At 62.6% G+C, this 15,928-nt stretch carries 15 protein-coding genes; 7 read left to right on the top strand and 8 right to left on the bottom strand.

Features of this window, described 5'->3' with window-relative positions; genetic code table 11:
* Nucleotides 1-203 precede the first annotated feature (203 nt).
* The 7 genes from ABQZ00_RS00190 to ABQZ00_RS00160 form a co-directional block, all read right to left on the bottom strand.
* A complete protein-coding gene (locus ABQZ00_RS00190; protein WP_323539422.1) occupies nt 204-581 on the bottom strand; it encodes a hypothetical protein in 378 nt (125 codons plus the stop codon).
* Nucleotides 582-772: 191 nt separating this feature from the next.
* The gene (locus ABQZ00_RS00185) at nt 773-967 is read right to left on the bottom strand and encodes a CPXCG motif-containing cysteine-rich protein (protein ID WP_055847510.1); all 195 of its coding nucleotides are present in this window, start codon (nt 965-967) and stop codon (nt 773-775) included.
* A 144-nt stretch (nt 968-1,111) separates the two neighbouring features.
* Nucleotides 1,112-1,783, bottom strand: coding sequence for a M15 family metallopeptidase (locus tag ABQZ00_RS00180; RefSeq protein ID WP_503064230.1), 672 nt, complete (start codon nt 1,781-1,783; stop codon nt 1,112-1,114).
* A 507-nt stretch (nt 1,784-2,290) separates the two neighbouring features.
* Nucleotides 2,291-4,249, bottom strand: a complete 1,959-nt coding sequence (locus tag ABQZ00_RS00175; protein WP_323539423.1) for an XVIPCD domain-containing protein — start codon at nt 4,247-4,249, stop codon at nt 2,291-2,293.
* A 152-nt stretch (nt 4,250-4,401) separates the two neighbouring features.
* The gene (locus ABQZ00_RS00170) at nt 4,402-5,184 is read right to left on the bottom strand and encodes a hypothetical protein (RefSeq protein WP_323539424.1); all 783 of its coding nucleotides are present in this window, start codon (nt 5,182-5,184) and stop codon (nt 4,402-4,404) included.
* A 375-nt stretch (nt 5,185-5,559) separates the two neighbouring features.
* On the bottom strand, nt 5,560-6,477 hold the full coding sequence (locus ABQZ00_RS00165; RefSeq protein ID WP_323539425.1) for a hypothetical protein: 918 nt from the start codon (nt 6,475-6,477) through the stop codon (nt 5,560-5,562).
* 173 nt (nt 6,478-6,650) lie between these two features.
* Nucleotides 6,651-7,451, bottom strand: a complete 801-nt coding sequence (locus ABQZ00_RS00160) for an N-acetylmuramoyl-L-alanine amidase (RefSeq protein ID WP_323539426.1) — start codon at nt 7,449-7,451, stop codon at nt 6,651-6,653.
* 499 nt (nt 7,452-7,950) lie between these two features.
* Between ABQZ00_RS00160 and ABQZ00_RS00155 the strand changes: the two genes are divergently transcribed.
* The 6 genes from ABQZ00_RS00155 to ABQZ00_RS00130 all read left to right on the top strand — a co-directional run bounded on the left by ABQZ00_RS00155 (nt 7,951) and on the right by ABQZ00_RS00130 (nt 13,908).
* Entirely contained in the window at nt 7,951-9,357 is a 1,407-nt protein-coding gene (locus ABQZ00_RS00155; protein ID WP_323539427.1) for a C40 family peptidase, read from the top strand.
* Nucleotides 9,354-10,451: a dipeptide epimerase gene (locus tag ABQZ00_RS00150; protein WP_323539428.1), complete on the top strand. Its 1,098-nt coding sequence runs from the start codon at nt 9,354-9,356 to the stop codon at nt 10,449-10,451. Before ABQZ00_RS00155 ends, ABQZ00_RS00150 begins: the two co-directional genes overlap by 4 nt.
* Nucleotides 10,452-10,755: 304 nt before the next feature.
* Nucleotides 10,756-11,532, top strand: coding sequence for a L,D-transpeptidase family protein (locus tag ABQZ00_RS00145; RefSeq protein ID WP_323539429.1), 777 nt, complete (start codon nt 10,756-10,758; stop codon nt 11,530-11,532).
* Nucleotides 11,529-12,836, top strand: coding sequence for an APC family permease (locus tag ABQZ00_RS00140; RefSeq protein ID WP_323539430.1), 1,308 nt, complete (start codon nt 11,529-11,531; stop codon nt 12,834-12,836). Before ABQZ00_RS00145 ends, ABQZ00_RS00140 begins: the two co-directional genes overlap by 4 nt.
* A gap of 86 nt (nt 12,837-12,922) precedes the next feature.
* The gene (locus ABQZ00_RS00135) at nt 12,923-13,420 is read left to right on the top strand and encodes a hypothetical protein (RefSeq protein WP_323539431.1); all 498 of its coding nucleotides are present in this window, start codon (nt 12,923-12,925) and stop codon (nt 13,418-13,420) included.
* Between the two features lie 155 nt (nt 13,421-13,575).
* Nucleotides 13,576-13,908, top strand: coding sequence for a hypothetical protein (locus ABQZ00_RS00130; protein WP_055847486.1), 333 nt, complete (start codon nt 13,576-13,578; stop codon nt 13,906-13,908).
* Between the two features lie 52 nt (nt 13,909-13,960).
* On the opposite strand, the gene yiaA is transcribed toward ABQZ00_RS00130, so the two are convergent.
* Nucleotides 13,961-14,395 carry an inner membrane protein YiaA gene (yiaA, locus tag ABQZ00_RS00125; protein ID WP_055847483.1) on the bottom strand — a complete coding sequence of 145 codons (435 nt, stop codon included), beginning with the start codon at nt 14,393-14,395 and terminating at the stop codon, nt 13,961-13,963.
* A 181-nt stretch (nt 14,396-14,576) separates the two neighbouring features.
* On the opposite strand from yiaA, the gene ABQZ00_RS00120 reads away from it, so the two are divergent.
* On the top strand, nt 14,577-15,755 hold the full coding sequence (locus tag ABQZ00_RS00120; protein WP_115529081.1) for a PQQ-dependent sugar dehydrogenase: 1,179 nt from the start codon (nt 14,577-14,579) through the stop codon (nt 15,753-15,755).
* The last annotated feature ends 173 nt before the right edge of the window (nt 15,756-15,928 follow it).

Genomic DNA, 15,928 nt, shown 5'->3' with positions numbered 1-15,928 from the left:
GAATGCACGGTATCGCCGCACATGGCACCACCCTACCCATCGCAAATGAACGCTCAACCTGCGCTGATTTCCCGCAAAACATCCTTTTAACCACAGCGCCGAGCGTTGTGCGTAGCCGCCTGTTAGCGGCTGGTGAGTCAAACAGAAGCAGCGCATTCAACGTGGAAATTTTTGCGAACTGCGCCGCATTTTTTCGATACGTCTCAGGCGTTCGGGATGTCGTCGTCCCAGCTTCCAGAACTGAACAGTTTCCAACCCACGACAACGCCGGCGATCGCACCGGCCACTTCGAGGACGACGCGCGAGCCCAGTTCGTTGGGGTCGTGAATCTTTGCCAATGCCAGCCGCGCATATAGCGGCGACTCCAGCCGGACAATGCTGGTGTAGACGAGATTCCAGATGTCGTAGCCGGCACCGATGGCCACGGCAAGCAGGCAGGCGATTCCCAGCGTGTGGCCGTGGGTGAATTGCAGACGTCGGCCGATGTACTCGACCGCGGCGAACAACAGCACCCCAAGCACCAGCGCGATCAGGCCGGCCTCCAGCGAACCGAGCAGGCCGAAGTGCAGGGGCAGATTCATCGTGACGATCCAGGCAGCAGGCATGCCAGTCTAGCGGCTAAGGGCAAGGGTTCCGGGCGCAAGCCGAATTGGTGGACGAGCGCGCGAACGAGGCAGCGGCGGCTGCGTGCCAGGCACCTGCATGAAGGGAAGTACGGCAGGTCACCCGATCTGCTGCCTCTGAGAGCAAAGGTCCGGTCGGCAACGCCGCTTCAGTCGTCCTGACCACGCGCGGTCACCTGCGCCTCGCCATCCTCGTCCCATTGCACGTTGACCGAAATCGGCTTGCAGCACACCTGGCAATCTTCGATGTACTGCTGATCGCCACCGCTGAGATCCAGCGTCAGCGTAATCCACTCCCCGCAATACGGGCAGGCAATATCCAAAAAGCGTTCCGGGTCGGACATGACGATTCCTCAAGCAGCAGGCGCACCGTGACGGTTGGCCGGCCAAGCGGCAAACACCGCGCCAAAGACCGCAGTGTACGAGTGATGGACCGACTGCACGCGTAGAACCAGACCGGCAGCCGTTGCGGCTGAGCGTGGGCGCGCTCAGTCCACCGGTACATCGTAAGCGGTATCAGGCGTGGGCTCGGGACGGAAGGTGAAATGCCACCATTCCATCGGATAGTTGGCAAATCCCTCGGCGGCCATCGCACGCAACAGGCGCTGGCGATGCGCACGCTGCGCGCTGCTGATCTCGGGTGCATCGGTATGCGCACGCGGATCGAAGAAATCGAAGTCGGTGCCCATCTCCACCGCATCACACGCACCGCGCCGGCAGTCGAGCAAGCCCAGGTCCAGGGTCGCGCCGCGGCTATGTCCAGAGGTCTCGGCGATGTAGTCGCCCAACAGCGCCCGCTTGTCCACACGTGGGTAGTACTGCAGCTTGGTCGATTGATCCTGCAGATCCGCCGCCCATGCCACGAATGCATGCACCGCACGCACAGGCCGATAACAGTCGAACACCTGCAAGCGATATCCCGCCGCCTTGAGCGTACGCGCCACCTTGGCCAACGCCTCGGCTGCCGGGCGTAACAGATAACACCGCGGCGCGAGATACCCAGGCACCACGCGTCCGGTGAAGTTGTCGCTTCCCGCATAGCGCATGTCGACGACGATCTCCGGCGCAAGCGTGCGCACATCGATCAGGCCAGCTTCTGCAGCAGTGGTCGCCGGCGAAATGACCGGCGCTGCGGTGGCAGCGAAGCATGTGCTTACCAACAAACCTGTAAGTAACAGCCACCGCAGTGCAGGCTTCTGGCAGCCCGAAGGCACCGTTGGAATGTGGACTGGAGGGGTGTGCGCCATTTGCGAAGCATAGGCGATCAACGTACAAGGAGTTGCCTGGGCGATCTGTGGCTGACGCGGTCTACGCAGGCCGACCTCCATCTGGACACTATAGGTCGTGTCAGGGTTGCGGCAGTTCGCTGTTGCCTGGGTGGTCCGACCCGAGCCTGTTTGTTCCGGGACTTGAGATTTGGTACTTGAGATGCGAGATGCGGATCAGGTCCCTGGCACTGCTCAAATGCATCCACTCAGGCAACTCATCCTGGCGATGCCGGCAATACGCGTGCACCAACCAACGCCTCGCGCGTTGCGACTTCACACGGCGCCGCCCACGTTGTTACAAAGCCGCCGTGGCGTGACGCGTTCATCGTGCGCCACGTCGATATGTAAGGCCTCCGTGATACCGACCGCGCCTGGTGAGGCACGGTCGATATCAAACGCTTACCGCGACGGAGCAGCCTGCGTTGCCGCCTGCGTTCGCTGGTCTTCCTGCGTTTGCCGCTGAGTTTCGGACGCCAGTTGCTGCTGGCTCTGCTCCAGCGGCACAGTTGCGGCCTGCTGTTTGTCCACGTACGCACGATTGACGTCGAGCGGATTGTTCGGATTGCGCTGCACCGCAATCAAACCCTTGCCGTCGGTACTTGCCACCAGATCATCGATCCGCGACATCCCGCTGACCTTGGCTTCGAACGCGACCTGACCAGCCGCCCGCTGCATTTCGTCACGATTCTTGAAACCGCCATTGGGACCATGCTTTTCAAGTTGGTCCATCGCCTGCTTCATCAGCGGGTTATCGCTGACGGCAGCAGTGGTGTGACGCCCCGGATCAGTAGCCGACTTACCCTGGGCCTGCTGCTTGTTCAGTGCCTCAAGCGTTGCTTTGTCTGCAATCCCGGTCGGCTCGATACCCTTTTCGCGCTGCAGATTTGCGACAACTTCCTTGGTCTTGTCGCCATAGAAACCGGTGCCGCTGAGTAGGTTGCCGCTGTTGTCCTTGATGCCCAGTGCGATCAGGCTCTGCTGCATGTCCTTGACATCGCTTCCCTGCTGGCCTGGCTTCAGTGAATCGCGTGCGTCCTGACTGTGAGACTGCGTCTGCTGCCTGTCCTGCAGAAGTTCGCGTGCCTTGGCGATAGGATCGGATACAAATAGTTTTGCGTTCTTGTTCGCTGCCAGATAATCGTCCAGCGGCAGGGTGTTAACACCCTTGGTGCCACTGGATTGACTGACCTGCAGCTCGCCACTCTTCGGATCACGCACCACCATCAGGATGTGGTCGATGCCTTTCCAGTGCTCGTGCTTGGTATTACCGGCATCCACGCCGATGACCATGCCTTCCTTCAACGCTCCCGGCTTGAATACATCCTGGCCTTGCAGTAGCACCCCGGAACTGTCGAAGGCCTTCTTGACGATGCCGCCCGAGCCGGTCATGCCCTGCACGAGCATATCCTGACGCCCAAACACGTCTTGGCCGGCTTTCTGATTGATCTCGCGCATGGTGGCGTTCTGCAGCTCGGTCACCCACCCGGAGCAGTCGATATAGCCCTGATCCAGATGCTTGCCGTCCACGCCGGGGTGGTAAAGCTTGTGACCCTTGATGTTGATGGCGTACTTCACATCGTCATGCTCGATGCCCATCGCGTGCGCGGCGGTGAGCTTGATGCCATCAGCATCTTGCTTGGGTGCATCTTGCTTGGGTGCAGCTGGCGTGGCCTGCGTCGGGGTCTGGGTCCGCTGCGGCACTGTCTCAGGTGCTCGATCCGGCGTCTGACCCGGAGAGACCGGCTTGATACCCTTTTCGGGGATCGAGATATGGTCGAATTTGGTGTCCCAATACTTGACGAAGGTCTTGGCCATATCCTGATCGGACATCTTCTTGAAGTCTGCCAGAGACGAGCCGGTGTATGCCTCAAACTGTTTTGCACCGGCCCGATCTTTTTCGCCAGGAACATTGTTGAGGATGTTGGAGCGCGTGTCGCCTCGCACGAAATCCCCGGTAGCAACGGCAGCCTGGATCGAGCGATACCCGGCAGCACCTTGCTGATGCGCCATATACATGTCCAGGCCATCCGGCTGCGGCTTGCCAGACAGATAAGGATTGTGGTCGCGATCGTGCTGCCGAGTCAGTGACTTCTGGTTGTCCTGATACAACCGTGCCGCCGCATCCGTATTCGCGACCGCGTCGAGTTCCTGACCACGGATACCGTAGGCCTCGGCAGTACCAGGCGTAAACTGGAACAAGCCCTTGGCTCCTCTTGGTCCACGGCTGGCTTGTTCGTCGAACTTTCCGCCGGTTTCGATATAGGCAAACCGCATAAAGTCATCCACCGGAATGTGGCGCTGCTTTGCTTCGCTTTCGATGATGTTCAAGTTTTCGGATTTCGTGTAATCGCGGGCCATCTCGTCTTACTCCTTGAGGTTGAGAAACAGCGGCATGTGCCGCCAGAGTCAACCGAGCTCGTCCTTTAGCTTGAGTTCGCGGTTAACAAAACTGTTGATGCAACATTCTTACTTCGCAATGCGGCAGCTGCAGCGTCCGCACCGCCCTACTTTTAACCTGCAACAGGCACGTATTGGCCGCTTGGCTGGTCGTAGCCGTAGCGCACGATGTCTCCTGCTCCAAGCACGCGGATCTCACCTGAGCCGGCGATGACGGTACCTTGCAGTGCGATCTCCAACGCGGGCATGGCTGCATCTGTATCGAATTGCACACGCAAATTTCCCGTACTGGTGACATGCGGAACGCCACCCTCTTCATCCACAGAGGCTCCGTTGTCTTCACCTGCCGCAAGCGTGCCGCGGTAGACCCAACCCTGATAATCGCCCAGATCGTTCTTGTAAGGATCGAACGTAAACAAGGCCAGTCCATTGCTGGTCACGCCATTACTGAAGCTGGACGTCGGCACTGCCAATAACAGATGCCCGTTATTCAGTACAAACGATTGGGTTGGACGTTTGTCATCGAATGCATCGGCGCGCTCGTAGCCGCCAAAGGTGCCTACGTGCTGCTGCGCATGGAACAGCATCCACGGCCGCTCACTGCCCGGCGCGACCAGCTGAAAGGTGGCTTGGCTGATGAACACGCCTTGGCCTGGATCTGGAAACGTCTCTGCAGGGTCGTTGCCATACCTGTTCGGCGACGCGTACGCAAAGCCGGTGTAGTAATGCTTGCCTTCAAGCTCGAAATGCTGACCGCACCAGAAGGTTGCCACCGCGCCATTATCGATCTCGTACGAGGTAGCCCCATCTCCGTCAATGCCGTAAATCAGATAAAGCACACTAACTGCGTAGGGCGCCACATCGGTCACTGCGACGACCGCTTTTTCACTGGACATAGCCATAACATCCTGTTGTCGTTAAGAAGACGAAAGCCTCCAGCTGACGTGCACTGCTGCCGGTTGCGGCCGCCGCATGCCACCATCCTGTGACTCCACATACACGGCGCGGCCCACAGGCAGCGCAGCTGCTTGTGGGGTGGAACGGACAATAACGATCAAGTCCAGCCCCGGCACCGGGGGCGGCAATGGTGGCTGCGCTTGGCAAGCCACAAACCGGCAATTTCATCCGGTCTATCGGGCGAGTGCAGCATCCATTGCCGCTCACGAATAACCCGCCTGAACATCAGGCCCCGTTGGAGTAGCTTAACCAGTTCTTCGAGCTACCGCCATCTGGCCGGCGCATCCGCCGAAAAGCCAGATGGCAGAAGGTGCTCACTGATCCAGCGGCGGGGTGTACTGCTGTTTGGACGCGTCGAAGGTGTAGGTCACCGTATCGGCGGCGTCCAGGACACGGACCTTGCCTGGACCGGAGACGGCAGTGCCTGTCATGACAACGCGCAGCGTCGGCATGGAAACAGTCTTGTCCGGTTCAAAGCTCAGCGTCCCGCTGCTGGAGGCGCATTTCATCGTCCCGCCGTCGTCGCACGCTGCACTGTTGTCTTCACCGGTCGCAACGGTACCCAAGTAAACCCAGCCCTTGTAATCGCCGAGGTCGTTCTTGTTCGGGTCGAAGCTGAAAATAGCGAAGCCCAGACTGCTGACGCCGGTTGCGAACCGTGTGGTCGGCACCGCCAGAAGCAGGTGGCCGTCCTTGGTTTCGGTGCTTTGCGATTTGCGTTTCTCATCGAGCGGATCGGCTTTCTCGTTCGCGCCGAAATCGCCGGCCCACTGCTGGGCGTGAAACAGCGTCCAGGTCGGCTTGCCGTCCACTGCGTCCAGCACATACGTCGCCTGGCTAATGCTGACCCCAGCGCCGGGATCTGGGCCGTCGCTTTCCTCTGCCTTGCCATACTTTCCGGGCCCGGCATTGGCGAAGCCGGTGTAGTAGTGCTTGCCACCCAAGTCGAAGCGATAGCCATACCAGAAAGTGGCCAGCGCACCGTTGTCGACGGTGTAGGACGCTGAGCCGTCGCCCTTCATTCCATAAACGTCGTTCAGCACCTGCCCAGGAGCCGGCACCTCGGCGGCCACCTGCTGTGGCTGCGCTGCGGGAGACGTCGTCGGTGTTGCGGCTGCCGTCTCGGTAGGCGCAGGCGGCGCGCCGGCCTGTGCCGTGTCGCTGGCCTTGTCCGAACAACCGGCAAGGACCAGCATCGTTGCCGCCCACAGTGCTGTCTTCCTGAGACTCATCACGCGACATCCTTTCAATTGTTGGCGGGGGAAAATCCTATCAAGAATGCGCTGCAGATCCAGTGGATTTACAAAAGCGCAGCAATCAAGAAAGGCGCCCAACTCCTTCCACACCTAACGCGGCCCGCTCTGCCGCCAATGGAACCCGCCTTCCCGCGCGATGATGCACCGCGTCACTTGGCTTCGAGCTCGCCCGGAGTCAGTAGCACAGCGGGTGAAGTGGTGAGTTGTGTCAACGCATGCAGGATCCGCAGATCCTCGGCATCCAGCGTACTGGCGCTGTTGCCGCGATAGTGGTGATGGAAGGCCTGCAGCGTGGCGGCGGGGTCGTCGAGGCTATAGCCAAGCAACGCAAGCGCCTGCCAGGGATCGAAGCCTGCCGGTGCCGGCGGAGCGTCCGGCGCGGGCCAGCGGCCGAAGCCGGCACCGGCCAGGCGTTTCCAGGGAAACAGCGGGCCCGGGTCGTTCTTGCGTGTAGGAGCGACGTCTTCATGACCGACGATCTGGGTGCGCGGGATCCGCAGACGCGTGCACAGGTCTTGCAGCAACACCAGCAGACTGTCGATCTGCGCTGGCGCGAACGCTTCACTGCCGTCGTTGTCCAGTTCAATGCCGATCGAAGCCGAATTGATATCGGTGATGGTGCCCCAGCGACCGGAGCCGCCATGCCAGGCGCGCTGCGCGTCGCTGACCAATTGGTAGCGCTGCCCATCCTCGCCGATCAGGTAATGCGCACTGACGCGGCCGCCGCTGTTGCGTCCACGCAGCGTGCTCAGGCTCTGCTGCACCGAGTGCTGGTCGGTAAAGTGCAGCACGATCAGGATCGGCCGCCGCGTGTCGTAATTAGGCGACGGCACCCACTGCGCAAGCGGGTTGCGCTGCGGTGCATGCGCGCAAGCACCCAGCGACACAGCGACCAAGCAGACCAGCGCCCGCAGCCAGGCCGATGAACACGATTGAAAAATAGGCGACATCGGGTTTCTCTTGACGGGCATTCAGGGCGGCTGACACCATCTGGCAACCAATCGCCAGATGGGCACAGACACGGACAACTGCAGTGTACGAGAGGCGATGCCGATTCCGCGTCGTGGCCGCGTCCGCTGACAGCCGCTGCAGTCGTGTGTGACTGGTCGCAAACCTTCGCCCGCGACCGGTGCGGCATGCAGCTTTCGGCCATGTCATCGTCTGCCGAGTGCCGCACGTGCGGGCGGCAAGGCAACGCGCCAGCGTTGGCGCGGCGGCAAGGCGCGCGGCAACGACCACTCGACCGACGCGTCTCCCATGGCAGCAGCACGTCATCACACCCTTGGAATCGCGCGACGTTGCAGAGCGATCGCCGCTGGCAGTCTCCGCACCGCGAGGCGTCCCGCGTACACTCCTGATCAGGCTCGCAGTTGCAGCAAATGGAGGCCGGCACGCTGTTGTTCTCTCCACGCTGCACTGCACGCCACATGCATTCATCCAGAGCTTTTCATGCCACTGTTGCGCCGCCTGCTGACGTTGCTGCTGATCGCACTCGCGCTGCCGTGCGGCGCCGCGCCCGCGAGCATGCGCGCTTCGCAAGCCGCACACTTCGCCGTCAGCGACGCGCAGCTGACGCCGGACTACTGGATACAGCGCAGCAGCAAAGCGCAGGCGCCGCACTTGAATGCCGCACAGATCGCCGCCTTCAATGCCCGCCTGTTGCGCGACGATGCGTCCATGCACGATCTGTCGCAGCTGCCCGAGGTCATGCCCGGCGCTGCAGTGCGAGCGCGGATCGAGGCGCTGTCGGCGCCACCAACCCGTGCGCTGTACGGTACGGATGGAAATCGTATCGACGCAGCGCGCCTGTCTGAGCTGCGCCACACGCTGGCATTGGACGCTATTCCTGAAAACGTGGCACCGCACTTCGCACTGGTCGTCCGGCGCGCGGCACTGCGCACCTTCCCTACCTCCCAGCGCGTGTTCACCAGTCCCGACGATCTTGATATCGACCGCTTTCAGGAGTCCGCGCTGTATCCAGGCACGCCGGTAGCTGTGCTGCACACCAGTGCCGATGGCGCGTGGCGGTTTGTGCTTGCGGCCAACTACGCGGCGTGGATCGCTGCCGACAAGATCGCCGAAGGCAGTCGCGAGCAGGTGCTGCAGTACGCGCACCGCAGCCCACGCATACTCGTCACCGGTGCACGCGTGCAAACCGCGTACACCCCCGAACTGCCTGCCCTCTCGGCACTGTCGCTGGACATGGGCACCAACCTGCCCTTGCATGGCGATTGGCAACCGCAACAGCTGGTCAACGGACAACTGCCGCTGGCTGCCCACGTAGTGCAACTCCCAGTGCGCGATACCGATGGTCGCTTGCAATTGCTGCCTGCCCTGATCCCGCGCGGCGCCGATGTGCACATTGGCCCCTTGCCCGCGACCGATGCCGCGTTGCTGCGCCAGGCGTTCAAGTTTCTGGGCGAACGCTACGGCTGGGGCAACGATTACGACGCCCGCGATTGCAGTGGGTTTGTGCTGGATATCTATCGCAGTCTGGGGATTGCGCTGCCGCGCAATACCGGCGATCAGGCGCGCAGCCCGGCGCTGCGCACTGTTGCGTTCGATGCACGCGCGCCGCGACCGCAGCGTCTGCAGCAGCTGGCGCTGCTGCGCATCGGCGACCTGATCTATATCCCTGGCCACGTGATGTTGGTGATCGGGCATGAGCGCGGCACACCGTGGGTGATTCACGATGTCGCCGGCGCCAACTATCGCGCTGCCGATGGCAGTGTGCAGCGCGCGCGCTTGAACGGCGTTTCGGTGACGCCGCTGTTGCCATTGCTGGCCACCGATGGCACACCCTTCATCGATCACATCACTCGCATCCAGCGCATCGCGCCGATCGGCTCCCCATGAAGATCACCGGCTTCCGCCTCGGCATGCTGCGCATGCCATTGAAAACACCGTTCAAAACCGCGGTGCGCACCGTGCAGGCGATCGAAGACGTGGTGGTGCTGCTGCAAACCGATAGCGGACATATCGGGTACGGCGCGGCGCCGGCGACCGCGCCGATCACCGGCGATACGCACGGCAGCATCATTGCCGCGATCCAGCAGTGCATCGCACCGCGGCTGATCGGCCAGGATGTGGCCGATCTCAATCGGCTATGCGGTCTGGTGCAGCACGCGCTGGAACGCAATACCAGCGCCAAGGCCGCGGTGGAAATCGCGCTCTACGATCTATGGGCGCAGTCTTTCGGTGCGCCGCTCTATCAGTTGCTCGGTGGCGGCACGCCGCGCATCACCACCGACATCACCATCAGTGCCGATAGCATCGACATCATGGTCGCGCAGGCGCAGGCGGCATTGGCGCGCGGCTATCGATCGCTGAAGATCAAAGTGGGTAAGGACAGCGCATCGGATGTGGAACGCGTCAAGGCGATCCACGCAGCCGTCGATGGGCGCGCATCGCTGCGCCTGGATGCCAACCAGGGCTGGACACCCAAACAGGCGGTGCGCAGCATGCGTACGTTGGAGGACGCCGGCATCGTGCTGGAATTGCTTGAACAGCCGGTCAAGGCCGCCGATATCGATGGCCTGGCCTTCGTCACCGCGCGTATCGACACCCCGGTGATGGCCGACGAAAGCGTGTTCTCTCCACCGCAGGTGATCGACCTTCTCCAGCGTCGCGCAGCCGACATCGTCAACATCAAACTGATGAAGACCGGCGGCCTGTCCAATGCCATCCGCATCGCCGATATCGCAGCGCTGTACTGCGTGCCGTGCATGATCGGATGCATGATCGAATCCAGCATCAGCGTTGCGGCAGCCGTGCATCTGGCGGTAGCAAAGGCAGACAGCATCACCCTGGCCGATCTGGATGCGCCGGCGTTGGGGCAGTTCGACCCCACCGAGGGCGGCGTGCAGTTCGATGAGGCGCAGATCCATATCGACGATTCGCCGGGGCTGGGTATCCGCCGTATCCGCGGGTTGGAGCTGTTGCCCGACTGACCTGGCCGTTGCAAGCGACATGTCGGGCGGCAAGCAACCGAGCACGCGATTAGGAATATGCGCATTCCCCAACCAGCCGCTTGCGCGATCCATGCCGTAGAAAAACGACGCACGCAGCGATGGTGATTCCAGCGCAGCACTGCAAAGACACACATGCAGTCGACAGCGCCATGCGCCACACACGCGCATTGCTGGGTACAGTAGGCCTGCCCCACCCGACACCATCGGTTACGGTAGGCGTACCGTCATCCACACAGATGCATCGCCACTCTCACCAGTTCGTCCCCTGCCGTCCGGAGCCCGCATGCGCCTTGCCATCCTGTTGCGATCCACCCTGCTCCTGGCGCTGGCACTGTGCAGCAATGGCGCCGCCGCAGGCGAACCGATCGAGGCGCTGCAGCAGGCACGCGCGCTGATCGTGGTGACCACGCCGGACTGGAACAGCACCCAGGCGCGGCTGCAGACCTTTAAGCGTGTCGATGGCCAATGGACGCCGGCCGCGCCAGGCTTCGCGGTCGCACTCGGCCGGCATGGCAGCGCCTGGGGCGAAGGTCTGCACCCGGCGCAATCGCAAGGCCCACAGAAGCGCGAAGGCGATGGCCGCAGCCCGGCCGGGGTCTTTGCCATCGGCCCGGCATTTGGCTATTCCGCCAGCATCGACAGCGCCATGCCGTATCAGGCCATGAGCGCCACGCATTACTGCATGGATGTGCCCAGCTCGCCGCTGTACAACCGCATCGTCGATGCCGCGCAGGTCGGTGAAGCGGCGGTGGCTGGTTCCACCGAGCCGATGCGCCTGGACCTGCGCCATCCCGGCGATGCGCGGTATCGCGAAGGTTTCGTCATCGCGCATAACCCCAACAATATTGCCGGGCGCGGCAGCTGCATCTTTGCGCATCTGTGGCGCACTCCGGGGCAGTTCACCGCCGGCTGCACGGCGATGCAGCCGGCAGACATGCAGCGTCTGCTGGCCTGGTTGAAACCCGCGGACAAGCCGCTCTTCGTGTTGCTGCCGCGCGCCGACTATGCGCGCCTGCAAGCGCAGTGGCAGTTGCCTGACCTGGTCGAGGCCGCACCATGAGCACGCCAGCGCCCCCGTCCGATAGCACCGGCCTGGTGCGTGTAGTCAGCCGCTGGCAGATCGTCGGCTTATCGATCAACGATGTCATCGGCAGCGGCATCTATCTGTTGCCCGCAGCCACCGCGGCACTGCTGGGGCCGATGAGCCTGTGGGCGGTGATGCTGGCCGGGCTGGCGGTGGCCTTGCTGGTGCTGTGTTACGCGCAGGCGGCAAGCTATTTCGATACGCCCGGCGGCAGTTACCTCTACACGCGTGAAGCGTTTGGCCCCTTTGTCGGGTTTCAGATCGGCTGGATGATCTGGCTCACCCGTATCAGTTCGGCAGCGGCCTTGAGCAACGGGCTGGCCGATGCGGTGGCGCGGTTCTGGCCCACCGCTTCCACCGATGCATGGGCGCGCACCTTGGTCGTCGTCGGCTCGCTAGGTGTGCTGACCGCAATCAACGTCATCGGCGTCAAGTCGGCTGCGCGCACCGGCATCGCCCTGGTGATCGGCAAACTGGTGCCGTTGCTGTTGTTCGTGGCAATCGGGCTGTTCTATGTGGACTGGTCGTGGGCGTTTGCCGGCAAATCTCCTGACCTGCGCGACCTGGGCAATCTCGGCGAGGCCGCTCTGCTGCTGCTGTTTGCGTATGCGGGTTTCGAAAACATTCCTGCAGCGGCCGGCGAATACCGCAACCCGCGCCGCGACGTGCCATTTGCGCTCATCACCATGATCGTCACGGTGACCGTGATCTACGCAGCCGTACAGGTTGTCGCGCAAGGGACGCTGCCCAATCTGGCGGCCTCGCCCACCCCGTTGGCGGATGCGGCCAGCAGCTTCGGCGGCGAGGCGCTGGCGCTGATTCTCACCGTGGGCGCCACCATTTCCATCCTGGGCACGACCAGCAACACAGTGATGCTCGGTCCGCGCTTTCTGTTCGCGCTCGCGCAGGACGGGTACGGGCCGGCGTTTCTGGCACGCGTGCATCCGCGCTTTCATACCCCCGCAGCCGCGGTGCTCACCCAGGGCGTGTTGTCGCTGGCGCTCGCATTGTCGGGCTCGTTCACCCAGCTGGCACTGCTGTCGATGGTCACGCGCTTGTTCGCCTACATCGGCACGGCGGCGGCGGTGATCGTGCTGGCGCGCCGCTATCGGCAGCGTACCGACACGCTACGGTTGCCGGGAGGCCCACTCATTCCCGTCGCTGCGTTGTTGCTGTCGCTCGGCTTGCTGGCCAGCGCCAGCTGGCAGAATCTGGCAGCGGCAGGCGTGGCATTGCTGGTGGGCTGGGCGTTTTACCTGTTTCCGCGCAAGACGGTGTAGCAGCTTCGCAACACGCTCGCGCCGCGCTCACGCAGGTCTAACCGGGCACGCTCAACGCTGCGCTCTCACTTGCATGGGAGCTTGCGATGAAACTGCGTCGCGTCTACAGCACACCCGATCTTGAAAGCGCGCAACGCGTACTGCAGTCCGCACGCAGCGCCGGCATCGACAATGAGGCGTTGTCGCTGATCGCCCGCTCGGATATCGAACTGCACGACGTGCCGGACGAGCGCAAGGATGCCAAGACCGATTTTGTGCCGGCCGCAGCGCGCGGCGCGGCCACCGGTGGCGCGGCCGGGTTGGTGGCAGGCCTGGTGGCAGTCGCTGTGCCGCCAATCGGCCTGACCCTGGCCGGCGTTGGCGTCATGGCACTGGCCGGCGCGCTGGTGGGCAGTTGGTCGTCGGCCCTGATCGGCGCCACCGTGCCCGACCCGGTGCGTCGTCAGTTCGAGGACGAAATCGAATCCGGACGCATCTTGGTCGTCATCGATGCCGACGAACAGTCGCTGCAGGCCGCGGAGCCCTCAATCGTCGCTGCCGGCGCCAAACCGCTGCCGTATGAGGCAGCGTCGGCAGCGGTTTGAAACGCATCGCGTGCACCCAAGCGCAGCCAATTCGCTACCGACCAACGCATCACCGCATCTGCGGCACGTCTTGATCCCACCGTCACCCCGCGTGCCGCGCTGTTAACACGCCGCTACCTAAGTTGGTCCGCACATTCGCAATGACGGAGACGAGCATGAACGTGCCGTATCAGATTCCAGGCCGCGCGCCGGACGAAGACCGCAGCCAGAACGTATCCAGCTATTGGCGTGAACGTTTTACTGAAGAGCCGTATTACACCGAAGGCGACCGTTACGAAGATTACGAAAGCGCCTATCTGGTCGGGCATGAAGCACGTATCCGCGAGAATGCGCGTGCCTACGATCAGGTCGAAGCCGAACTGCATCGCGACTGGGAGGCCAAGCGCGGCACCGATGGCCTGAGTTGGAGCAAGGCACGTCACGCCGTCAAGCGCGCGTGGGAAAACGCAGCGGATTTCGTCTCGGGCGACAGCAAGCCAAAGCCGTAAACAAACAACGCCACCGTCGAGGTGGCGTTGTTGTATCAAGGAGAGTCGCCCGTCAGTCGAGCGGCGGCGGTGCAACCCGCGAGGTGTGCTGGGTTGCGTCTGCATCCATCGCATCGCGCGTATTTTTCTGCACGGCAACTGCGCCAAACAGGCTCAACGCATACGCCATTGCATAAAAGCCTTTTTCGCTCAGCAGCAACGTTGCGTTGATCAGGCCGATCGCCAGCAGCACCAGGGCGATGATCAGCGAGAACCAGCAGATGGCATAGTAAAGACCCGTCACCGGAATCCCGTCCGCGCGGTCACGCACGCTTTTTTGCAATGACACCGAGGCGAACAGACCAAACAACAGCAGCGTGAAGTAGTAGCCCTTCTCGTTGAGCAACATCTGCGCGTTCCATAAGCCGATCAGATACGCAGCGCTGCCTGCCAACAAGGCAGCCCACGACGCAGCGATAAAGGCGGGCGAGGTTTTTTGCGTGGCCATGGAAACTCCTTTTCATGGTGAAACTGCAGGATGAAACAACGATGTGAGACGCGGCCGACCTGCGGAGAGTGATCTGCGACAGGGCGGCCCCGCTAGCGTCGTGTAAGGTACTTGAAAACCCGACGCGGAACACGTTGTGGGAGGGCTGCAGCGTGACCGTGCCTATCCCCTGGAGGACCTCATGTCTGTCCGTCGTCTGCTTGCTCTGGCCTGTTCGGCCACCCTGTTCGCCACCGGCGCCGCGCTGGCCGCACCTGCGGCCGCCCCGGCCGCCTCCATTCCCAAGGCGCAATGGCCATTCCAGGCCACCACCGTTGCCGACTTCGACGAACCCTGGGCGATGACCTTCCTGCCCGATGGCACGCTGTTGGTCAGCGAAAAGCGCGGCGCATTGATGCGTCTGGACCCCAAGACCAATCGCAAGAGCGCCGTGACCGGTGTGCCGGCGGTCGCTTACGGCGGCCAGGGCGGGTTTGGCGATGTTCTGGCCCATCCGCGCTTCGCCAAGAATGGCCTGGTCTATGTGAGCTACGCCGAACCGGGCCAGGGCGACATCCGCGGCGCGGCAGTCGCGCGCGCCAAGCTCACACTGGATGCTACCGGCGGCGGCACCTTGTCCGACCTCAAGGTGATCTGGCGTCAGAGCCCCAAGGTGTCCGGTAATGGCCACTTCGGCCATCGGCTCGCGTTCGGCCCGGATGGCAAGCTGTGGATCACCTCCAGCGAGCGCCAGAAGTTCGATCCGGCGCAGGACATGAAAGCCAATCTCGGCAAATTGATCCGCCTCAACGACGACGGCAGCGTACCGGCCGACAATCCGTTCGCCGCGCAGGGTGGTGTGGCTGCACAGGTGTGGTCGCTGGGGCATCGCAATATCCTGGGCATCGCATTCGACGGCAGGGGCCGGTTGTGGGAACACGAGATGGGCCCGGCCGGCGGCGATGAGCTCAACCTGATCCAGCGCGGCGCCAACTATGGCTACCCGATCGTCTCCAATGGCGACCATTACGACGGCAGGCCGATTCCCGACCACAACACGCGCCCGGAGTTTGCCGCGCCCAAGATCAGCTGGACTCCAGTGATCTCGCCGGCAGGTTTTGTGATCTACAACGGCGCGCAGTTCCCGGCGTGGCGCGGCCAGGGCTTTATCGGCGGCCTGTCGTCGATGGCGCTGGTGCAGGTCTCGCTCGGCGATCAGCCACGCGAAGTGGCCCGCTACGACATGGGCGCACGCATCCGCGAAGTGGAGCAAGGTCCCGACGGCGCCCTGTGGTTGCTGGAAGACGAAGCCAGCGGCAGTACCGGTCGTCTGCTCAAGCTCACACCCAAGAGCAAGGCTGCGGTCGAAAACGACGCGTGAGCGGCCTGAGATAGGCCAGTGCCGACACTGCCTGCGCGTCGATGCGCGCAGGCAGTGCACCGCGGCATCTCGGCGCGCGTTCTGCAGTGCTCAACAGTCACATCAATGGCGGCGATTCTGTCTTGTCGGCGCGCTGCATGCGCCACGCACGCAATCTGTCACTGCCCGCGTAA

Source organism: Xanthomonas sp. WHRI 10204, assembly GCF_040202875.1.
Classification (GTDB): domain Bacteria; phylum Pseudomonadota; class Gammaproteobacteria; order Xanthomonadales; family Xanthomonadaceae; genus Xanthomonas.
The sequence above is the reverse complement of the archived record's forward strand: the minus strand, read 5'-3'. Positions and strand labels throughout refer to the sequence as shown.